General features: G+C 59.9%; 16 protein-coding genes. 2 read left to right on the forward strand and 14 right to left on the reverse strand.

Annotation, left to right across the window (positions count from 1 at the left end; translation table 11 throughout):
- Positions 1-20: 20 nt before the first annotated feature.
- From AD665_RS04780 to AD665_RS04825, 10 genes are all read right to left on the reverse strand, one after another.
- Positions 21-728, reverse strand: a complete 708-nt coding sequence (locus AD665_RS04780; RefSeq protein ID WP_053191140.1) for an RraA family protein — start codon at positions 726-728, stop codon at positions 21-23.
- Positions 725-1,915: an isocitrate/isopropylmalate dehydrogenase family protein gene (locus tag AD665_RS04785; protein ID WP_053191142.1), complete on the reverse strand. Its 1,191-nt coding sequence runs from the start codon at positions 1,913-1,915 to the stop codon at positions 725-727. The genes AD665_RS04780 and AD665_RS04785 overlap by 4 nt, the downstream gene beginning before the upstream one ends.
- A complete protein-coding gene (locus AD665_RS04790; RefSeq protein ID WP_053191143.1) occupies positions 1,915-2,937 on the reverse strand; it encodes an aldolase catalytic domain-containing protein in 1,023 nt (340 codons plus the stop codon). Before AD665_RS04790 ends, AD665_RS04785 begins: the two co-directional genes overlap by 1 nt.
- Positions 2,938-3,258: 321 nt before the next feature.
- Positions 3,259-4,179, reverse strand: a complete 921-nt coding sequence (locus tag AD665_RS04795) for a LysR family transcriptional regulator (protein WP_024780215.1) — start codon at positions 4,177-4,179, stop codon at positions 3,259-3,261.
- 90 nt (positions 4,180-4,269) lie between these two features.
- The gene (locus tag AD665_RS04800) at positions 4,270-5,460 is read right to left on the reverse strand and encodes an MFS transporter (protein WP_053191145.1); all 1,191 of its coding nucleotides are present in this window, start codon (positions 5,458-5,460) and stop codon (positions 4,270-4,272) included.
- Positions 5,457-6,458, reverse strand: a complete 1,002-nt coding sequence (locus AD665_RS04805; RefSeq protein ID WP_053191147.1) for a zinc-dependent alcohol dehydrogenase family protein — start codon at positions 6,456-6,458, stop codon at positions 5,457-5,459. The genes AD665_RS04800 and AD665_RS04805 overlap by 4 nt, the downstream gene beginning before the upstream one ends.
- A 78-nt stretch (positions 6,459-6,536) precedes the next feature.
- Complete coding sequence (locus AD665_RS04810; protein ID WP_053191150.1) at positions 6,537-9,710, reverse strand: efflux RND transporter permease subunit; 3,174 nt, start codon at positions 9,708-9,710, stop codon at positions 6,537-6,539.
- Positions 9,710-10,876 carry an efflux RND transporter periplasmic adaptor subunit gene (locus tag AD665_RS04815; protein WP_024780211.1) on the reverse strand — a complete coding sequence of 389 codons (1,167 nt, stop codon included), beginning with the start codon at positions 10,874-10,876 and terminating at the stop codon, positions 9,710-9,712. Before AD665_RS04815 ends, AD665_RS04810 begins: the two co-directional genes overlap by 1 nt.
- A 28-nt stretch (positions 10,877-10,904) precedes the next feature.
- On the reverse strand, positions 10,905-12,053 hold the full coding sequence (locus tag AD665_RS04820) for an acyltransferase family protein (protein ID WP_053191152.1): 1,149 nt from the start codon (positions 12,051-12,053) through the stop codon (positions 10,905-10,907).
- A gap of 179 nt (positions 12,054-12,232) precedes the next feature.
- Positions 12,233-13,414, reverse strand: a complete 1,182-nt coding sequence (locus AD665_RS04825; RefSeq protein WP_053191154.1) for a serine hydrolase domain-containing protein — start codon at positions 13,412-13,414, stop codon at positions 12,233-12,235.
- A 130-nt stretch (positions 13,415-13,544) separates the two neighbouring features.
- On the opposite strand from AD665_RS04825, the gene AD665_RS04830 reads away from it, so the two are divergent.
- Positions 13,545-14,423, forward strand: a complete 879-nt coding sequence (locus AD665_RS04830; protein ID WP_024780208.1) for a LysR family transcriptional regulator — start codon at positions 13,545-13,547, stop codon at positions 14,421-14,423.
- A 15-nt stretch (positions 14,424-14,438) separates the two neighbouring features.
- Here AD665_RS04830 and AD665_RS04835 read toward each other — a convergent pair whose 3' ends face one another.
- A complete protein-coding gene (locus tag AD665_RS04835; RefSeq protein WP_024780207.1) occupies positions 14,439-15,362 on the reverse strand; it encodes an AraC family transcriptional regulator in 924 nt (307 codons plus the stop codon).
- Positions 15,363-15,470: 108 nt separating this feature from the next.
- On the opposite strand from AD665_RS04835, the gene AD665_RS04840 reads away from it, so the two are divergent.
- Positions 15,471-15,812, forward strand: coding sequence for a carboxymuconolactone decarboxylase family protein (locus AD665_RS04840; RefSeq protein WP_024780206.1), 342 nt, complete (start codon positions 15,471-15,473; stop codon positions 15,810-15,812).
- 723 nt (positions 15,813-16,535) lie between these two features.
- Here AD665_RS04840 and AD665_RS04845 read toward each other — a convergent pair.
- From AD665_RS04845 to syrB1, 3 genes are read right to left on the reverse strand one after another with little or no spacing between them, the layout of a single operon-like run.
- Positions 16,536-17,747, reverse strand: coding sequence for an alpha/beta fold hydrolase (locus AD665_RS04845; RefSeq protein ID WP_024780709.1), 1,212 nt, complete (start codon positions 17,745-17,747; stop codon positions 16,536-16,538).
- A gap of 59 nt (positions 17,748-17,806) precedes the next feature.
- Positions 17,807-18,742 carry a syringomycin E biosynthesis L-threonyl-[L-threonyl-carrier protein] 4-chlorinase SyrB2 gene (gene syrB2, locus AD665_RS04850; RefSeq protein WP_024780708.1) on the reverse strand — a complete coding sequence of 312 codons (936 nt, stop codon included), beginning with the start codon at positions 18,740-18,742 and terminating at the stop codon, positions 17,807-17,809.
- Positions 18,743-18,759: 17 nt separating this feature from the next.
- Positions 18,760-20,604, reverse strand: coding sequence for a syringomycin E biosynthesis L-threonine--[L-threonyl-carrier protein] ligase SyrB1 (gene syrB1 / locus AD665_RS04855; RefSeq protein ID WP_053191156.1), 1,845 nt, complete (start codon positions 20,602-20,604; stop codon positions 18,760-18,762).
- Positions 20,605-20,654: the final 50 nt, after the last annotated feature.

Genomic DNA, 20,654 nt, shown 5'->3' on the forward strand with positions numbered 1-20,654 from the left:
TGAATGGAATAAGTCGTAACTCAAACGTTGGCTTGCTTTTCCTTGGGTGACAGCCAGGGCTGGTCGTAGCGGTGCAGGGCGCGGGCTTGTTCCAGGGTGGAGCCATCGCTCACGCTCTGGATGATGTCTTTCTCGGTCTGCTCGACGGCCTGGGCGCGTTGGATGACCTGTTCGGCCTTGTCGGCAGGTATGGCGAGGCAGCCGCTGCTGTCGCAGATCACCAGGTCGCCCGGATTGACCGTGACGCCGGATATCTGCACGGGAACCTGGGTCGCCTTGAGCTGCACTCGGTTCTTCGCCGATTGCATGAAGCGGGCGCGACTGAACAGTGGGTAGTTCAGGCGTTGGACCGTATCGATATCCCGCGCGGCCCCGTCGATCAGCGTGCCGCGAATGCCCCGGCTTTTCGCGACGTGGGTCAGGATGTCGCCCCATGTCGTGCAGTCGGTGCGCCCAGGGTTGCTGGACACAATGACTGCGTCGGACGGCACCTCATCGATGTAGTTGGCAGCGGTCCTGAAGCCGCTTCGTTGATGCACGGGCTCATACAACACCGTGTAGGCGAAGCCCACGCAGCGGGTTCCCGGCACCTGCTGATTGAGACCTGCCAGGCCCCCGGCCAGTCCCAGGCTGTCGAGTGCATCCGACAGGCTGGCGGTGTCGAGTGCCTCGCAGGCTTTGAGCAGCGCATCGTTGTCTTTCACGACGGGAGAAATGATCGCGTTCATGCGTGGGCTCCTTTTTTCAGGTCGTGCTTGTCCTGGTTTCTGGACTGCCGGGATGTCACCCCGTCAAGCAGTGCCGCCCCTTCGAGGGTTTGCTTGACGATGGCCGTCGCGACTTCGAAGGTGCTGGCCGTTCCGCCCAGGTCGTAGGTGCGGCAATCACTGCGTGCCACCTGGGCAACCGCGTTTCGAGTCGCTTGGGCGGCGTGGGCATGTCCAAGGTGTTCAAGCATCAGCGCGACTGACAGGAACATTGCGCTCGGGTTGGCCCGGTGCTGGCCTGCATAGGCGGGCGCGCTGCCGTGCACGGGTTCGAAGTAGGCGCCCTGGGCCCCGATATTGGCGCTGGGAGCCAGGCCCAGGCCACCCATGACGCCGGCCCCGAGGTCGGAAAGAATGTCTCCGAACATGTTTTCCGCCACGATCACCCCGAAGCGTTCTGGCCGTCGGACCATCCACAACGCAACGGCGTCGACGTTGTCGATACTGCATTGGATGTCGGGGAAGTCCGCGGCAACCGATTCCAGGATCTCTCGGGCGAACGCGCCGCTGTATCGCAGAACGTTGGGTTTATCCGCCAGCGTGACGCGGTCATAGCCTTGCTGGCGCGCGTGTTCGAACGCAAAGCGGAACAGGCGCAAAAGCCCTGCGCGGGTTTGCAGGCGCACCGTCATCGTGGCGTCGCTGCAGCTCTCGCGCGTCCACGGCGCTCCGTTGCGTTCGCGCTCAGCCAGTATCGGCTCGAAGGCTTGCGGAATGCTGGCAAAATCCAGCCCGGCGTACAGGCCTTCGGTGTTCTCTCGAATCACCGAAAAACGATAGCGGTTATTGCCCAGCACATCGGTAACAGGCCGTACGTTGGCAAACAACCCGAGTTTTTGGCGAAGCTGGATTACGGGCGAAACATAAACCCGTCCGGTCCCCCTGAGCGCTGATGAAAGTTCTGCTTCTGCCTCTCGAAGAGGCTTGCTGGTGATGGCGCCCAACAGCGTTGCATTACTTTCGTTGATCAGATTCCAGGTTCTATCCGGAATGCAATTTCCCTCTTTCTGCCAGCAGCTCCAACCGATATCTCCAAACTTCAGGTCGATGGGCAACTCAAGCGCTTCAAATAACGGCAGTACCGCTTCGGTAACTTCGACGCCAATGCCGTCGCCTGCCAATACACATACTTGTTGGCGCTGGCTCATTAGCGAATACCTCCACTTGCAAGCGAAGGCGACAGAGTTGTCGTCAACGGCTTTATAGGCTTTTCCGATTTGCGATTGCCTTGTTCGTGCAATATTTGCAAGGCGTGGAAAGTTGAAGCGGGGCGATGCGTCTTTACTACCTCATCCAGGCGATACTGAACATCGAAGGGCATGTTGTAAGTGCCCATCATGACATCCGTCAACGACAACGGAAGGCTGCTGGCCGGTACAGTGTCGGCGGTGAGCTGGGATAAGTGCAGGGCACTTACCAGATCATAGTCATTGCGAATCCCGGCACGCTGCAGGTACGCGACAAATACACCCAGGTGCAGGTTGCCGGCTCCTTTGCCCATGCCGCAAATGGATGCATCGATGTATTCGGCCCCGGCATCCATGGCGGCGATTGAGTTGGAAAGCGCCAGGGAGAGATTGTTGTGGGCATGAAAGCCCAGGGGAATCAGGACTCGGCTGGATATTCGCGTGATCAGCCGGTCGACATCGGCCGGAATCATGTTGCCGTTGGAGTCCGCAAACACCAGCAGGTCTGCCCCGGCGTTTTCCGCGCGCAGGCTCATGTCGGAAATTTCCGCTGGCCCCAGCGTCGTGACGTGAGTGATATTCGCGCTTACCTGAAAACCGTAGGACTTGGCTAACCGCACAGTGGCCAACCCATCTTCCAGACGGTCGCGGCGCAGGCAAACCCTGATCATTGACACGCCATGCTCCTGAAGCAACTGAAAGTCGCTGGCATCAACGTTGTGCGGATGCACCATGACGCACAAGTCGATCCTGCCCGCCGCGGCGGCATGGACCGCGCTCAGGTACCGCGCATCGACAGCACTGGTGAGCCCATGCTCGTGCTTGCGTACGAACGAACCGTTGCGGTAACCGATTTCGCAATAAGGAATGCCGGCTCCGATCATTTGAGAAATTGCGGTTTGGGCGTAATCAACAGTAAAGTTGAAATCATTACGGTACCCACCATCTCGCAGCGTGACATCGATAATCTTTATCTGGCTCATGAATACAGTCCCTTTATCATGTTTCGAAGGCACGCAAGTGTGCCGTTTTTACTTCGAATAAACAGAGGCAACCAGGAGTAACAATGTCTTGCGCAGCCGAATACGTATAACGTTCTGCCGGCAGCGGCAGCGTTATTCATCGTACGGGCAGGGGGATTTATTATTGTAGGAGTACAGCGATACAGCTTTATCCAAGGTCATGCTTCAAGCGGCAGCTCATTTGCCTGACCTGGTTCGATACTGGACAATATCCCATGAGTTGTAAACAGGTTGTTTTTAACAGCCGCTGTTAAAAATTTCCCAATCGAATCGAACCATTTATTAGCGATGTTGCTGGGCAAAACAATGAATGACGAAGTCCATCATTGCCCGTATTCCGGGAGCAGTTCGCATGTCGCGATGGACCACCAGCCATAGTTCAGCATGTAACGGCTGTTCTTCGACTGGGACTCTTTGCAAACCGCCTGGGGCATCGGCCATGAACACAGGCAGCAACGCGATACCAGCCCCCGCCCTGGCCGCTTCGGCCTGTACATCGAAGGATTTTACCCTTAGCACCACAGGCCGTTGGCCTGCGGCATTCTCCAGCCAGATGCGCTGAGGAGAAGGCTCCTGCTCATCGTCATGGGCAATGAATTCATAGGCTGAGGCCGCTCGGTCCTGAAGATAGGAAGGTGCAGCGAAGAAGCCGAAGTCCAGGGTGCCGATCTTGCGCACGACCAGATCCGTCTCGGTCGGGCGTCCGACGCTGATTGCGATATCCGCTTCGCGTCTGGCCATGGAAGCCATGCGCGGGTTGGACAGGATCCGCACGTTGACGTCAGGACATTGTTCCCTTAACCGACCGAGATGGGGCGCAATGAAGTGTGTCGTCAGGTGGGGAGGCGCGCTAAGGGTAATGTCCGCGACTTTATCGGTGCGAATCGCGCAGACCGCGCGACTCAAGGCACAAGCCGTTTCCTGCATGCGGTTACCCAATTGGGCGATTCGTTCGCCGTTTTCGGTCAACTCGTATCGGTGGCTGCGTCGGTCCACCAAGCGTATCTTCAGGGCCGTTTCGAGGGCGGCTATCCGTCGTGAGACGGTGGCGTGCTCGACGTTCAACGATCGTGCCGCAGCCGCCAGGGACCGTATCCTCGCAAAGGCAATGAAGTATCGAAGGTTTTCCCAGTCGAACTGGGTGCTGTCCACAGGGAAATCGACGGTTTGCGTGGCTGTGAGTGGGGTGCTGCTAACATCCATATCGTGACTCCGTCCGAGTGGTTCTGACCGATAGAAACTCCGCTGAGTTCGAAAAAGACCGTGGCTTGCCACGGTCTTCAATGAATGACTTTAGTGCAAAACCGCTTGGGTTTCCGGCGCAAGACCAGGCTGTCGCGCCCCGTACACAAGCACCTTGGTCGCGATTGTCGCGGCTGCCAGCGCGCAGAAAACAAGGCCGCTGATGATGGTTCCTTCCATGCCCATGCGTGCCAGGAACCAGCCACCGGCAGTTGCGCCGAGCGTCACGCCAAGGTTGATGAACGAGATATACAGGCCGGTAACAAATTCAGGAGCCTCCGGGGCTTCGGAGGTCAGCCATACCTGGGTCACGATCAGGCCACTGGTATGGGTGGCCCCCCAAAGCACGACAATCAAGACCATCGGCAAAATCGCTGGACTGGCAAAGAAATGAAGAATCAGGTACGACGCGCCCAGCATGATCGGGTGCATCAGGGTAGTACCCACTTTGTTCCTGGACAGCAAGCGGCCCGCCAGCAGATTACCGGCCACACCGCCCACGCCGAACAGGATCAACAGGGCGCTGATCACCTCACCGCTCATGCCGGCTTCACGAGACAGGTACTCGGCGCTATAGGAATACACTGAAAACATCGCACCGAAGATCAGGGTGGAGGCCAGGATATTGAGCCACAACGTCGGTTTGCGCAGGATAGCCAACTGTTCCCCGTAAGGCGTGCGCTGTCCGGCAAAGGTATCGGGTAACCGGGCGATGATGCCCAGCCCGGCAATCACATTGACCAAGGTGCAGAACAGAAAGGCCGCTTCGTAGGAGAAGCGTGCGGCGATCCAGGTGGTGATAGGCACGCCCAGAACCATGCCCATGCTGGTGCCGACAAATGCCTTTGCCGTCGCCTGTGTAGCCTGTTCCTTGGGATAGAGAGAGGCCACCGCGACGAACGCCAGTGAGAAATACACCGGATGGAAGAACGCCGGAATGATCCGCAGGACCGCCAGTGATCCGTAATTGGGCGCATAAGCCGACAAGGCGCTGGAGCCGGCGAAAATGAACAGTGACAAGGTCAGGACCCGCTTGCGGTTGTAACGCGAGAGCAAAAGCACCATGAAGGGACCGAACACCGCGATGATCAGGGCGAACAGGCCTACCAGATAACCTGCCTCGGAGGCGCTTACGCTGTAGCGTTCGATGATCACGGGCAAAATGCCGACCACGCCGAACTCGATGGTGTAGACCCCGAACAAACCCAGGGCAATGAAGAACAACGGGTTGAACATTTTCATGGCCGGTCCTCCAGGGTCACGATGACTTTACCGAACTGCTCTCCGGCTTCCAGATATCGATGGGCTTCGACGATTTCTTCGAAGGCAAAGGTCTTGGCGATCACCGGGGACAGGCTGCCATCGACCAGGCCGCTGGATACGAACCTCTTGCCTTGGGCAAACAGGACGGGATCGTTGACGACTTCATGCAGCAGGTATCCCCGCAACGTCAGGCTTTTTCCCAGCACGGTGAACAGCGGAAAGGGCGAAGGTTCGCTGCTCAGGGCGCCGTATTCGATGATGATGCCGCCGCGACGGGTGGCGTCCGCCAGTTGCTCGATAGCCGGACCGCCCACAGGATCGAAGACAACCCGCACGCCATTACCGGCGGTGATGTGCTCGACACGTGCTGCCAGGTCTTCCACGTCGCTGACGATCACATGGACGGCACCGGCCGCCAGCAGTTTGCGCACCTTCTCCTCACCACGGGTTACTGCGATAGGAATCGCCCCAACCCGGTTCGCAATCTGGATGGCGGCCAGGCCTACGCTGCTCGACGCCGCGGTTATCAGCACGAAATCTCCCGCATCCAGCTTTGCCACGGGTAACAAGGCGCCCCAGGCCGTGAGATATTGCATCCAGACTCCAGCGGCCTGCTCCATGCTGAGCGAGTCGGGATGCCGGACCAGCATCGCCGCCGGGACGACCGCTCGCTCGGCATAGGTTCCCCATTGAGCGATGCTCGAAGGGGGAACCAGGCTGACCGGATCACCTATTTCAAAGTCGCGTACGGCGTCGCCCACGGCTTCGACAAAACCTGCGGCTTCGTATCCCAGTCGGCTGGGGAACTCAGCTTGTTCCAGGTACTGGCCGCGCCTGAACATCGACTCGGCGCGGTTGAGACCGATGGCCCTGACGCGGATGCTGACCTCATCGGGGCCGGGCTGGGTGACCGGTAGGTCCTCTATCCGCAGGACCTCTGGATCACCGTACTCATAAAATCGAACGACACGTGTCATGGTATTTCTCGCAAGGGTTAGGAACGTTTTCAGTCTAGGGGCGTGTCCAATGCAGAAAAACGCGCTGGAGTTCCGGTGTTAACGGATGTATGTGTCCGTAATGGAAATCGATTGGCGCTGAGGTAGCCGGCGGCCGACGCTGCGAACCAGCACGTAGAAGAGCGGGGTGAAGAGCAGGCCGAAAGCGGTCACGCCCAGCATGCCGAAGAACACCGCGACGCCCATGGCCTGGCGCATTTCCGAACCGGCACCGGTAGAAATCACCAGGGGAACGACGCCCATCACGAAGGCAATCGAAGTCATCAGGATCGGTCGAAGCCTCAGCTTGCTGGCTTCCCAGGCGGCGCTCAGAGGGGTACGCCCCTGGCGTTCCAGATCCCTTGCAAATTCAACGATCAGGATGGCGTTCTTGGACGCCAGGCCCACCAGCACCATCAGGCCGATCTGGGTGAAGATATTGTTATCTCCTCCTGTCAGCCAGACGCCCGCGAGGGCCGAGAACACGCCCATTGGCACGATCAGGATCACCGCCAGCGGCAACAAAAGGCTTTCGTACAGTGCCGCCAGTACCATGAAAACCAGTAGCGTGCTGACCGCAAGCACCCAGCCGGTTGCGTCACCGGCCAACCGCTGCTGGTAGGTCAGGTCGGTCCATTCCATGCGTATGCCCTGGGGCAGTGTTTGCCGGGCGATGCGCTCGATGGCCGCTTCCGCCTGGCCCGAGGAGTAGCCAGGGGCAGGCGCGCCATTGACGTCCGCCGCTGTAAAAGCGTTGTAATGCACGACCATTTCCGGCCCGTAATCGGGCTTGACCGACAACAACGTCGATAGGGGCACCATGTCGCCGTATGCATTGCGTACCTTCAAACGCGTGATGTCTTCGGGATTGGCCCTGAAGGGCGCATCTGCCTGCGCCCGAACCTGGTAGACACGCCCGAAAAGGTTGAAATCGTTGACGTACAGAGAACCCAGGTAAATTTGCAGGGTCTCGAATACGTCTGTCACCGAGACGCCGAGCTGCTTGGCTTTGACCCGGTCGAGATCGACATCCAGTTGAGGCACGTTTATCTGGTAACTGGAGAACAGTGGTCCCAGCTCCGGTGCTTTGGCAGCCTCGGTCATGAACGCTTTGACCGCGCTGTCGAGGGCGACATACCCCAGGCTCGCCCGGTCCTCGATCTGCAATTTGAATCCGCCAAGCGTTCCCAGGCCCAGGACGGGGGGCGGGGGGAAGACTGCCGTGAAGGACTGCGTGATCCTCTTGAATTCGCCATTGAGGTCTGCCGCTATCCGGTTCGCCCCCAGCGACTCGCCGGAGCGTTCGGCAAATGGCTTGAGGATCACGAAAATGATCCCGGAGCTTGACGAGTTCATCAGGCCGTTGACGGACATGCCGGGAAACTCGAGGGTATGGGCAACGCCAGGATGCTTGAGCGCGATGTCATTCATTTGCTGGATGACCTGCTCGGTGCGATCCAGCGAGGCGCCGGCGGGCAATTGGGCGAAACCCACCAGAAATTCCTTGTCCTGGGCCGGAACGAACCCCGTCGGCAGCGTGTGGCTGAGCCATGCGCAGGCACACAGCAGAACGCCGAATAATGCGAACGTCCTGCCTTTGTGTGCCAGGACTCCGCGCACGCCGGCGCCATAGCGGTCCTCGGCTTGCTTGAATAGACGATTGAAACCCTTGAAGAACCGCCCCATGACTTTGTCGATCCCACGCTCCAGTGGATCCTTAGGTGCGCCGTGGGGCTTGAGCAGCAGGGCGCAGAGGGCTGGGGAAAGTGTCAGCGAATTGAACGCCGAGATCACCGTGGAGATCGCAATGGTCAAGGCGAACTGGCGGTAGAAGCCGCCGGAAAGACCGGGCATGAACGCCAACGGAATGAACACGCAAACCAGCGTCAGGGTGATGGCTATGATCGGTTTGCTGACTTCTGCCATGGCTTTGTGAGTTGCTGGGTGAGGCGCCAATCCTTGTGCGATATTGCGTTCGACGTTTTCCACTACCACGATTGCGTCGTCGACAACGATGCCGATCGCCAATACCAGGCCAAACAGCGACAGGGCATTGATGGAGAACCCGAACGCCAGCAGGAACGCCAGCGTGCCGACGATGGATATCGGCACGGCCAGCAGTGGGATGACTGATGCACGCCAGGTCTGCAGGAACACGATGACGACCAGCACGACCAGCACGATGGCTTCGAACAGGGTGCTGATGACCGCATCGATGCTGGAACGAACGAATTGGGTCGGGTCGAAGACGATTTTGTAATCGACGCCCGCCGGCATATCGGCCTTGGCTTCAGCCATGATTTCCCGGGCACGGGCAGAGATATCCAGGGCGTTGCCGCCCGCCATCTGGAAAACCCCGAAGCCCACCGCCGGCTGCCCGTCCACCAGCGAGCGAAGCGCGTAGGTAGAAGCCGCCAGCTCGATCCGGGCCACATCGCGTAAATATGTCACGCCCCCATCCGGCACCGTCTTGATGACGATGTTGCCGAATTCCTCTTCGGTTTTCAGGCGCCCCTGGGCATTGACCGAGAGCTGCAGCTGGACGCCGGCGCGCATAGGCGAAGCGCCTATGACGCCGGCCGCGACCTGAATGTTCTGCTCGCGGATGGCCTGGACTACCTCGCCGGCGGTGAGGCCTCGCTGCACCACGCTGTCGGGGTCGATCCAGATGCGCATGGCGTAATCGCCGCCGCCCCAGATGCGCACTTCGCCGACGCCAGGTATGCGCTCAAGCTGGCTCTTGATGTTCAGGATGCCGTAGTTGCGCAGGTAGTTGGCGTCGTATTCATTGTTGGGCGACACCAGATGGATCGCCAGGGTCTGGGTCGATGACGATTTGCTGGTGGTGACGCCCAGGTTCAACACGTCGGCCGGGAGACGCGGCAGGGCTTCTGAGACGCGGTTCTGCACCAGCTGCTGGGCCTTGTCGGGATCGGTACCCAAGGCGAATGTCACGTTGATCGCCAACGTTCCATCGCTGTTGGCCTGGGATTGCATATACAGCATGCCTTCCACGCCGTTGATGCGCTCTTCAAGGGGCGCGGCAACGCTTTCAGCCACCACCTTGGGGTTGGCGCCTGGGTATTGGGCGTTCACGACGATCAGCGGCGGAACGACATCGGGGTACTCCGACACCGGCAGTCGCGCCAATGAGAGGAGGCCGGCCAACAACACAAGGGCGCTGAGGACACCGGAAAAAATCGGACGGTCGATGAAGAATCCGGAAATATTCATCACTGTTGCGCCTGTGGCTGTGACGGTGCGCGTACCGGAGCAACCTGGGTGCCCGGCGTCGCCAGATGCAAGGAACTCACGACAACCTGTTCCTCGGGTTCGATACCCTGGTCAATGACACGAAGGGCGCCCTGGCGGATCCCTGGCTTGACCTGCCGGTACTGGACGCGGCCTTCGGCATCGACTACCAGCACATACTTTTTGTCCTGGTCGGTGCCGATGGCGCTGTCGTCAACCAGGGTCGCGGGGCGACTGGCACTGCCTGGCAGCAGCACCCTGGCAAACAGGCCCGGGCGCAGTTCCCCGTTGCTGTTGTCGAAACTGGCCCTGACCCGGATAGTGGCCGACCGGGTATCCAGCCGATTGTCCAGGGAGCTCAGCTTGCCTTTTCGGGGATAACCCTCTTCATTGGCTAACCCGAGCATGACCGGTACCGGATCGGCTGTCGGGCGGTTGCCCAAGTAGCGCAGGAAGGTCTTTTCATCCACGTCGAAGTCTGCGTAGATCGGCGAGATCGACACCAGGTTTGTCAAGGCCGTGGAGCGTTCGCCCACGTCGACGATATTGCCCGGTGTCACTTCTACTCGTGAAGCTCGACCGTCGAACGGTGCGAGAATGCGGGTGTGCTCAAGATCAAGCCTTGCCAGCTCGACCCTGGCCTGGGCTTCATTGACCCTGGCCTGGGCTTCGTTGGCGCTCTGTATGCGCTTGTCCAGGTCGGTTTTTGCGATGGCGTTGCTGGAAATCAGATGCTCGTAGCGCTGCAGTTCTTTCTGGGCAAACACACTCATCGACCTGGCAGCCACAAGCGCAGCTTGAGCTTGTTGCAGCGCCGCGGCATAAGGCCGTGGATCGATCTCGAACATCAGGTCACCTTTGCGCAGCATCGCGCCGTCCTTGAAGTGCACGCTGATGAGCGTGCCGGCGACTAGAGGCTTGATAACCACGGTGTCGGTGGCGACCAGGCGACCGGTATAGCTCTGCCAGTCGACGACATCACGCGTGACGGCGGCCATCACTTGCACCTGGGGCAGCGGTGCGGGGGCGGGGTTAGCCTGGGCAACCGGCGACTTCATGCTGATTGCGAAGCCGGCAAGCGCCGCCAGCACCAGTGCGCCCAGTGCCCAGGCGGGCACGCCGCTCAACCTGCGAGTAAACGATGACATGGCAAGCATCCTTTCTAAATGGAGAAAATCAGATTTGCGGGACACTCAGTGGCCGCTCGATCGGCTTGGCCTTTCCCCAGCGCCGCATGGCGGGCCGCTCAACGAAGGTGAATAGCAGCCAGCCACCCAGGAGCGACAGACAGAACGTGGTGGCAAGAATGAGAGACGCCGGTACAGCGGCAAAACGTTGGCCGTCCAATAGCGAGGTCACACACGTCATGATCAGCAGATGGATCATGTAGAAGCCGAACGAGATCTCCCCCAGCCAGACCATCAACGGATATCGAAACCAAGACTTGCGTTGCGCCACATCGGCGGCAGCCAGGCTAGTGATCAGTAAGGCAATCGGGATAACGGTGGTGAGTGACAGGCTGTAGATAAAGGGCACTTCTCCTGCGAGGAAGTAAGCCATCGCCGCCAATGCCAGGGCCGGTGCCAGCGGGATGGCAATCCAGCGCCCCGTCATCAGAATCCTCGCCATCAGCATGCCGAGAACGAACTCGAACAGCCGTAGTGGCGGAAAGAAGTAAGCCAACCACCACTGATTCAGGGAGATCGGGTATTCGGCGATCTGCGGTTCATCGTTGACAACTTCGGCAATGAGCCAGTGAGTTGCGGCCATGGCGCAGACTGTCACGCCGACGGTCAGCCAGAGTCGGTCCTCAGGGACCTTCCACAATGCGCGCAACAGAAACGGGAACGCCAGGTAGAAAACCAATTCGCAACACAGTGACCAGGACGGTCCGTTGACACTCAGGAACACCGACATATCCGGCACCCAGGCGTGAACCAATAGCAAGTTGGGCAACCAGGCGCTGAGGGCGGTCAGTGGTACGGCGAACAAGATCATCGCCAGGATGAAGGTGATCAGGTGGTTGGGGTAGATTTTTACCAGGCGTCGGCGCCAGAACGCCCCGAGCGTATCGTTCCTGCGGGCGGACCAGGTAATGACGAAACCACTGAGCACGAAAAAAAACGAGACCCCAATCCAGCCACCCACACTGAACAAGCGCTGGAAGCCGGAGACGATATGCTGGTCTGTAAACGGATTGAATCCGATGATTTTCGTCAGTGAGGCGTGAAAGAAGAACACCAAGGCTGCCGCGACAAATCGAAACCCCGTCAGGGAGTCCAGTCGCACGTTGGCATGGTTGTGGTACAGGCGTGAATGCGTCATGAGTCGATACCTCTCAATAAAGATCCGCGGCACTGGCGGAGGCCCAGGTGCCTGGTCGATTCCGTGGGGCAGGTAGCCAAAACAAAGCTGGGCAACTCAAATTGCATTCGCATGAAGGCCGGCTCTCAAGCCGGTCTTTTCATGATGGACTCCTTATCGCAACGCAAGGCAGGCGTCTTTTAAGCGCCGTATACGGCGTTGCACAGATCGACAGTGAACTGCCCGAACATCCCTTCGAAGGCGGTGTTGGTGAATGCCACCACGGAGATCTGCTGGGCCGGATCGACAAACCAGGAATGACCAAAAGCCCCGCCCAGGCGCCAGGTACCGACAGACTCCGGCACCTGTGCCGCTTGTGGGTCAGTCAGCACGGTGAAGCCCAGGCCGAACCCACGACCAGGCCAGTTGGCAAGTTCAAGATCGCCGGTCTGGACCGTTCCCATCTCCTTCGAAAGGCTCGCTGGCATGAGCGCGCCGCCGCCCTGGCGCAAGGTCTCGAGCAGGATCAGGAACTCTTCGGCGGAGCCGATCATCCCGGAACCTCCCGAATGGTAGGCAGTGCTGTCGAGGGCACGATCCGCATCCATGCGGATGCCTGCGGTGTCCTCGAAAACCTCGATCACTTCGACGCCGTTCATGCGGCGTGGTGCGGGATCGGCATTGAGATAGGCGGCCGTCAGACGGGAAGTGTCGACGACGTTGAAACGGGTATCGGACAGGCCGAGAGGCTTGCACACCAGTTGCTCGATCGCGTCGGACAGACTGGTTTCACACACCCTTGCGATCAGCGCGCCCAACACGTCGGTCGCGATCGAATACCCCCAATGGGTGCCAGGGCGATACAGTAGCGGCGCGGTAGCCAGCCGCCGGATGTTTTCCTCCAGAGTCAGCGGCGCGCTTTCCAGCCCGTCACACACACCAGCCTGCGCATAAGCGCCGCCGCCCTTGGCTTCGAGAAAACCGTAATTCAGGCCGGCGGTATGGCTGAGCAATTGGCGTACGCTGATGGACACGCGGGTGCCGTCCGCCAGGGTTGGCTGGAACTCCGGTAGCCAGCGAGCGATAGGGTCATCCAGGCCAATGCGGCCCTGGGCTACCAAGGCCAGGGCCGCAGTCGAGGTGATTGGCTTGGTAACCGAAGAGAGCCGGAACAAGGCATCGGTGCGCATCGGCAGGCCAGCCTCCCGGTCGGCCAGGCCCACCGCGTTGCGATAAGTGATTTCGCCGCGACGGGCAACCAGTACCACGGCTCCCACCAGGCGCTTTTCTTCGATAGCGCTGTTCAGGGCCGCGTCGATTTTCGCCTGCATGGGGTCAGTGGCGAAAGCGCTGGCTAATTGGATGGATTCTTTGGCGGTCATGATTACGATTCCCTGCTGTAATGGACGTCGCCATGCTAGGTCGCAGACGGCAGGGGAAACAGAGGCTAGAATTCCGGACACATCGGACGTTTCGTTCCGCAATCCAAGACGCAAAACTCAAGGAGAGAGCGTGGACAACCTCAGCGGAATCTCGGTTTTCGTTCAAGTTGCCGAAACTCGCAGTTTTGTCGCGGCCGGACGGCAACTGGGCGTGTCCTCATCGGCGATTGGCAAAAGCGTCGCGCGCCTGGAGCAGCGCCTGGGCGTCAGGCTGTTTCATCGCAGCACCCGAAGCATCAACCTGACAGCGGAGGGCCTGCTTTTCCTGAACCGCTGCCAGCGTGTGCTCAATGAACTGGAAGCGGCGGAACTTGAGCTGTCGAGCACCAGCAGCGAACCTCGGGGCAAGCTGCGCGTGAGCCTGCCCTTGGCCGGGCAGTTCCTGTTCACGTTGTTGTCCAGCTTTGCCAAGCGATACCCGGATATCCATCTGGAACTGGACTTCAGCGATCGTCTGGTGGATGTCGTGGAGGAGGGCTTTGATGCGGTGGTCAGAACCGGTGAGTTGAACGACTCTCGCTTGGTGGCGCGGCGATTGGGTGCTTTTCGTTTCTTGCTGGTGGGGGCTCCGGGCTATTTCCAGGTCCAGGGCACCCCCTTGAATGCCAGCGACTTGAGCAACCATGACTGCTTGTTATATCGGGTGCCTTCCACCGGCAAGCTTGAGCGCTGGCCGCTACCGGATAAAGCTCATAACGGCGCGCAGGATCTGCGGGCCGTGCTGGTCTGCAACAACATCGATATGCTTTTCAACGCCGCGATCGAGGGGCGGGGCATCGCCTGTCTGCCGGAATTCGCCGTCAAGGAGGCCCTTGAGTCCGGAGCGTTGAAGGCCGTGCTGACCCAAGAAGTAACCCGCACCATCCACTTTAGCGTGCTGTGGCCGCCGAATCGCTTCATCACGCCCAAGCTGCGCTGTTTCGTGGATTTCATTTCCTTGCATATGTGAGCGGGCGGGCGCGGCCTACAAGACACCTGATCCATTCAATCCACGCCGCACCCGCCCCGGCGTCTCACCATATATCTCCTTGAATTTCTTACTGAAAGCCGCCTGGGATTGATAGCCCACCTGGGATGCGATGTCAGTCAGTCCCAAGTGCGAATGGCTCAGCAGGCTGAAGGCCAGTTCCATTCGAACCTGCGTCAACAAGACCCACGGCGAAACGCCGGCGACCCGTACGAAAGCTCGCATGAACGTTGCACGGGACATGCTCGCAATCTCGGCAAGCGCATCCACTGTCCATTCGTAGCCCGGGTCCGCCAGCATCGATTGCCAGGCGCGGCCCAGCTGCTTTTCGGACAACAAGGCCAGGGTGCCAGTGTGTTGGCCGTGGCTCGCGAGGTGAGCGCGCAGGATCAGGGTGAACAATGCTTGGGACAAGGCATCGAGTAAGAAGTGCGCGCCGACCTGATCGCTATCGGCTTCACCTCGCAACATGTCGACCAGGGCCGGCAAGGGGGCACTTGCAGGGAGGGCTGCACTGGGAATCACGAGATGTTCAGGGAGGGCAGAGAACAACAGGGAGGCACGATTGTAGTGAAAATTTCCGCAAAGCATGTCCAGGTCAGTGCTCCCGCGGCCAATGCGGTAAAGCGGCAGTGTGCCACCGGACACCAGCTTCGGGGTTCGCGGCTCAGCCGTTTTCCCGATGCCATGCAGGAGGTGCGGTGCCCCGCGAGGCAGAAGCAGAATGTCTCCTGCACGCATTGGCAGGCGCTGTCCGTCCGGAAGTTCGACGCGGCACTCTCCCGCCAACACAATGTGATAGGGCGCTTTTCCCAAGGCTTCCTGCGCGTGATCGAGTGCCCAATCTCCTTGAAACTGACACCGTAGATCCACACTGCCTCGCACGTTGGCCAAGCTGATGAGTTTATCGATCGAATTCATTTGAGCGCTTCGCATAAAAATTTGAGCGGATCGGACAAACTCGAATCTCGCCCTGGGGGGAGACTGAGCCTGTCGAAACAGTACACCAACTTGCTCAGGAGTCATGCGATGTTCAACAACTGGTCCGAACTGCTACCCACCATTCAGAAGGCTTTCGGCTCGCTCGGAAAGAGCAACCCGAAAATGGTCAAGGCTTACATGGCCCTTGGCGAAGCTTCCGCCGAAAACGATGTACTGGATGGGAAAACCCGAGAGTTGATTTCAATTGCCGTCGCTGTCACCACCCGTTGTGACGGATGTATTGCCGTCCACGCGGACGCGGCGATCAAGGCTGGAGCCAGCCGCGAAGAAGTGGCGGCCACATTGGCAACCGCCATTTCGCTCAACGCCGGCGCAGCTTACATCTATTCGTTGCGCACGTTGGAAGCGTACGACTCGCTGAAAAAATAGAGCCTGCCGATGCAGATCTGGCCTCGGTACCATGCGGTATCGGGGCTTTTTGTTGCCAGCAGGATCTTCGGGTTTACCCCCGACGTATCGCGGTCGGTAATCCATTACGATGAGACGGTGAACTCACTGACAATGGAGACTACCCACATTGTTGCTGACTGACGTACCGTAGTCGCGAGCAAGCTTTGCTCCCACAGGTTTGTGGCTTACTCACTGGCATCAGCCCGCCTTGAACAGGATGCGCCTGTTCAACCACAGGGTGCCGACCTCAATGGTTGGCACGGTGCTCAGGTCATGAGTCCAGAGGCGGGCAGAGCCTGATGCCAGCTAGCGGCGCAAAACCTGTGGGAGCAAAGCTTGCTCGCGATAGCGGCAGACCATTCAACATGGTTGCTGACTGACGTACCGTAGTCGCGAGCAAGCTTTGCTCCCACAGGTTTGTGGCTTACTCACTGGCATCAGCCCGCCTTGAACAGGATGCGCCTGTTCAACCACAGGGTGCCGACCTCAATGGTTGGCACGGTGCTCAGGTCATGAGTCCAGAGGCGGGCAGAGCCTGATGCCAGCTAGCGGCGCAAAACCTGTGGGAGCAACGCTTGCTCGCGATAGCGGCAGACCATTCAACATGGTTGCTGACTGACGTACCGTAGTCGCGAGCAAGCTTTGCTCCCACAGGTTTGTGGCTTAACTGACTGGCATCAGGACAGGCCTCCGTCTTGCAGCTCAGACGGCGACCGATTCCAGGGTCGATTCAAGGAAGCGGAAGGCCGTCTGTTTAGAGTGGTGGGTCGATTCGAAGAACGCCAGGTGACTGCCGTTGCTCTCCACGTGCAGCAGTGCGTCGCTGATGGACTCGGCAATACGCTGTGAGCCGCCGATGTGGGTGGTTTCGTCGGCGTCGCCGGCAACCACCAGCGTCGGCACGCTGATCTGCCCCAACCGCGATTGCAGCTCAGTCTTGTTCAGCGCATCGTTGAGCCGCGCATAGCGGTAGAACAACTCTTCGTTGACATAGGGGTAGAGCGCCGCATGGGCGATCGAGTCCGGGATGGTCGCCAGTGTCGCCTGGTCCAGGAACAACGCCTGCAAGTCGCTGGCTTCGTTGCGGTCGACGGCGGCCGACTCCATTAGCCATTCGAAGTTCTGCTGATGGGCGGTGCGCAGGCTGTTGTCGCCCAGATTGTAGTCGCCGTGCCACAGGCTCAGGGAGTTCACCCGCTCGGGGTGGATGGCGGCGGCGCTCAACGCGATCACCGCACCACCGCAGATGCCCATCAAGTGCGCGCTGGGCAGCTCGTAATGGTTCATCACGTTGATCAGGTCGCCGACCTGGGCATCGGTGTCCACGGAGAGCTGGTCGAATGAGGTACAGGAACCGAACAGCCCCCGGGTCTCCCAGGTGACCACGAAGAATCGCTCGCTCAGGGCATTGAACCAGTCGCGACACAGGTCGAACGGCATGCCGCAGGGCAGTGCCAGGACGATCGCCGGGCGGTTCTGATCCGTGCTGGCATGCACTGACAACGCGACGTTGTCGCGGGTGATCAGGTGCACCGTTTCAACCTCGGGCACCGAACCACTGAAATCGAAGTGTCTGACCAGGCGCCCGAACTCCCTGACACTTTCGAACTCGTCGAAGTGGTCATAGGAAAAATCCAGCGCCTGGCAGATTTTCTTGCTGATAAACATTTCGAAGGACGACAGCTGCGCCTCACCATCGTGCACATACTGCACGGCTTTGACGCCGATGCGTGCGAAGGTAGCACTGACCGCCCGTTCCGTCGCTCTCACGCTCGGAGAAGCCTGGTCGGGTGGCGGCTCATTTGCCTGGGCGAGAAAGCTCAGGCAAATGGGATCGGGCAGATGGATGGCAAGGTGCCTAAGCATCCTCACGGTCTCGCACAGGCGCGTTGCTGCGTCGGTGGAAATAGTCATGGATTGGGGGACTCCTGTCAGGCACGTTGCGCATGCCACTGTCTTATGGCACTGAAAAATCAGACCGCTTCGAATTTCTTGCCTCGGGTGGTATGGGTGACAAGGCGGTTGTATTCCGGGGTCCTGTCCCCGATCACCTGGACCGCGCCGTATTTCTCAAGGCTGATGCGACCGCCGTACTCCTCGATGTGCTCGGAGTCCGGGTAGATTTTTACGAAGGACGGAACATAGCGTGAGGCGAAGCCCATGCGCATGTCCTGGGACTCGCCGCTATGAGGGTAGGAGGCGTGCATCAGGGTCGACCAGAAAATGATGAACTGGCCGGCCTTCATCTGCATGGGCACGGCGGAGGATTCGTCAGGCTTGAAGTTCTCGTCGATCTGCAGCTGGCGATAGTCGTAGCCGAAGAAACCGCGGCGCACGCCATCCTTGACCACCGAGCTGTTGTTGGCATCCGGATCGTAGGCCATGCGCTTGGTTTCGTCGTAGTTCATGCTGTTCTGGGTGCCGGGAATGAATTGCAGGCAACCATTGGCGATGTTGGCGTCGGTGAACGCGGTCCAGACGGTGATGGTGCCACCGAAGTCTTCGTTCTCCGGCCACAGGATCTGCGGCTTGCCCGAGGCGTTGGCGAAGGTGTCGGCCTGGTGCCAGTCGGTGCCTTCGTCGCCCGGATATTTGGGGAAGAACTCGGTACGCCAGCACAGTACGTCCGGACCGAGGATGCTTTCGACGCGGTCGCAGATCTGTGGACGGCAGATGTGGCTGGCGAGGAATTCGTCGTCCAGGTGGCGATCATAGTTGGCGATGTTGGTGCCGGCGGAAATCGCATCCAGGTCCTGGTACGCCGCGGCGCTGCGGTCGAGCAGGCGCAGGCGGGTGCGTTTCCAGGTTTCTTTCATTTCTTCCGGGGTATAGGCGTCGAAAGGACCGATGAAGCCATTCTTCTCAAAGGACGCGCGTTCTTCCGGGGTCAAGGCGAATTTCTTGCTCATGGGCTGTTCCTTTTCGGTCAATGGGCTTGGACAAGGGAGCGCTGGATGCAGTCGGCCAATACCTTGGCGGTTGCACCGTTGGCCAGTACGCCGGGGTCCAGGTTGACCTGGTAATGGGCCTTGAAAGTGCTCAGGGAGCGGATCAGTGCCAGGGAGGTGCCGCCAAAGTCGAAGAAGTCATCGTTCAGACCGATGTTCTTCAGGCCGATGTCCTGGGACCAGACCTTGAGCACGAACTGCTCTTGCTCGGTGAGGTTGTCGGCCGTGTGGTGGACGGTGGCTTCGATGGAGTCGGGCGAGGGCAGGCGCTTCTTGTCGATCTTGCCGTGGTCGGTAACCGGCAGTTGTGCCAGGGCGATGTAGGCTGAAGGGCGCATGTAGTCCGGCAGGTTGGCGGCCACCAGCGCGGCGACTTCGCTGCGGACCTGTTCGGTCCAGGCATTCACGCCCTGGGCCGGTACCACGTAGGTGAGCAGTCGCCAGTCGCCGTCGCCGTAATCGTGACCGGTCACATGGGCCGCGGCCACGGCGGGACTGCTCTGCAGGCAGGCTTCGACTTCGCCGGGCTCGATGCGGAAACCGCGGATTTTCAGTTGCTCGTCGCAACGACCGGCGTAGCGGTACTCGCCGTCATCGCCCAGCACCACCAGATCGCCAGTGCGATAGGCGCGAGTTGAAGTTCCTGGCAGTTGCACGAAGCGCTCGCTGTTCAGCGCCGGGCGGTTCAGGTAACCCAGCGCTACGCCGGCGCCTTCGATGTACAGCTCACCGGCGGTGCCCTGGGGCACGGGTTGTTGATCGGCATCGAGCAGATTCAGGCGCCAGCCATCCAGCGGGGCACCAATCGATACCATGGCGGCGCTTTCCAGGTCCTGGCCCAGCACGCGCTTGAAGGTGGTGTGCACTGTGGCTTCGGTGATGCCGTACATGTTGATCAGCGCAGGCTTCTGGTCACCATGGCGTTCGACCCAGGGGCGCAGCACCGTGGCTGGCAGAGCCTCGCCGCCGAATACCACGTAGCGCAGCGCCAGCGGCGTCTTGGCCTGGCGGTCTGCCTCGTCGAGGCCGCGGAAGGCCGACGGGGTCTGGCTGAGGACGGTCACGCCCTGGTCGAGCAGCCATTGACGGGTTGCGGTTGGCGAACGTGACACATCGTAAGGCACCACGGCGACGTGGCCGCCATGGGCCAGTGCGCCCCAGATCTCCCAGACCGAAAAGTCGAAGCCGATGGAGTGGAACATCGACCAGACGTCATGTTCGTTGAAAGCGTACTCGCGCTGGGTGCTTTCCAATAGGCGACTGACGTTGGCGTGGGCCACCAGCACACCCTTGGGTTCGCCGGTGGAGCCGGAGGTGTAGATGACGTAGGCCGGTGCCTGGTCGGGGGCGCGGCGGTCGACATCGCCAATCGGCTCCAGTGCCGGGCCGGCCAGCAGATCGGCCAGGGGCAGGACGCGCACGGACGGGCTCTGCGCCAGATTGGCGGGCTCGCCGATCATCAGGTTCAGGCCGCTGTCGCGCACGATGTGTTCCACGCGCTTGCCGGGGTACTGCGGGTCGACCGGGACGTAGGCGCCGCCGGCCTTGAGGATGCCCAGCAGGCTGATGACCAGGTCGACGCTGCGCGTCAGGCACATCCCGACCAGCATGCCGTCCTTGACGCCTTCCTGGCGAAGACGGGCTGCCAGTTGCGAAGAGGCCGCATCGAGCTGCGCGTAACTCAACGCGCGAGTGGCGTCGGAGACGGCCGTTCGCTCGGGAAATTCACGGGCCCGGGCAGTGAAGATTTCATGCAGGAATGCACCGGGCGTGAGAGGGGCTGGCGCGGGGTTGACCGATCCGCCAGTGTTCTTAATCGGCATGACTAACGCTCCTGTTGGTTGCCAGGTGCAGCGTATTTGCGCGTTTGCGA

The organism is Pseudomonas corrugata (assembly GCF_001269905.1).
Classification (GTDB): domain Bacteria; phylum Pseudomonadota; class Gammaproteobacteria; order Pseudomonadales; family Pseudomonadaceae; genus Aquipseudomonas; species Aquipseudomonas corrugata.

What these genes read in the sequence shown, in the direction of transcription:
- AD665_RS04840 (WP_024780206.1), top strand. Translation starts at nt 15,471, where the DNA reads ATGTTCAACAACTGGTCCGAACTGCTACCCACCATTCAGAAGGCTTTC.
- AD665_RS04795 (WP_024780215.1), bottom strand. Translation starts at nt 4,179, where the DNA reads ATGGATGTTAGCAGCACCCCACTCACAGCCACGCAAACCGTCGATTTC.
- AD665_RS04800 (WP_053191145.1), bottom strand. Translation starts at nt 5,460, where the DNA reads ATGAAAATGTTCAACCCGTTGTTCTTCATTGCCCTGGGTTTGTTCGGG.
- AD665_RS04780 (WP_053191140.1), bottom strand. Translation starts at nt 728, where the DNA reads ATGAACGCGATCATTTCTCCCGTCGTGAAAGACAACGATGCGCTGCTC.
- AD665_RS04805 (WP_053191147.1), bottom strand. Translation starts at nt 6,458, where the DNA reads ATGACACGTGTCGTTCGATTTTATGAGTACGGTGATCCAGAGGTCCTG.
- AD665_RS04810 (WP_053191150.1), bottom strand. Translation starts at nt 9,710, where the DNA reads ATGAATATTTCCGGATTCTTCATCGACCGTCCGATTTTTTCCGGTGTC.
- AD665_RS04845 (WP_024780709.1), bottom strand. Translation starts at nt 17,747, where the DNA reads ATGACTATTTCCACCGACGCAGCAACGCGCCTGTGCGAGACCGTGAGG.
- AD665_RS04825 (WP_053191154.1), bottom strand. Translation starts at nt 13,414, where the DNA reads ATGACCGCCAAAGAATCCATCCAATTAGCCAGCGCTTTCGCCACTGAC.
- AD665_RS04835 (WP_024780207.1), bottom strand. Translation starts at nt 15,362, where the DNA reads ATGAATTCGATCGATAAACTCATCAGCTTGGCCAACGTGCGAGGCAGT.
- AD665_RS04785 (WP_053191142.1), bottom strand. Translation starts at nt 1,915, where the DNA reads ATGAGCCAGCGCCAACAAGTATGTGTATTGGCAGGCGACGGCATTGGC.
- AD665_RS04820 (WP_053191152.1), bottom strand. Translation starts at nt 12,053, where the DNA reads ATGACGCATTCACGCCTGTACCACAACCATGCCAACGTGCGACTGGAC.
- AD665_RS04790 (WP_053191143.1), bottom strand. Translation starts at nt 2,937, where the DNA reads ATGAGCCAGATAAAGATTATCGATGTCACGCTGCGAGATGGTGGGTAC.
- syrB2 (WP_024780708.1), bottom strand. Translation starts at nt 18,742, where the DNA reads ATGAGCAAGAAATTCGCCTTGACCCCGGAAGAACGCGCGTCCTTTGAG.
- syrB1 (WP_053191156.1), bottom strand. Translation starts at nt 20,604, where the DNA reads ATGCCGATTAAGAACACTGGCGGATCGGTCAACCCCGCGCCAGCCCCT.
- AD665_RS04815 (WP_024780211.1), bottom strand. Translation starts at nt 10,876, where the DNA reads ATGTCATCGTTTACTCGCAGGTTGAGCGGCGTGCCCGCCTGGGCACTG.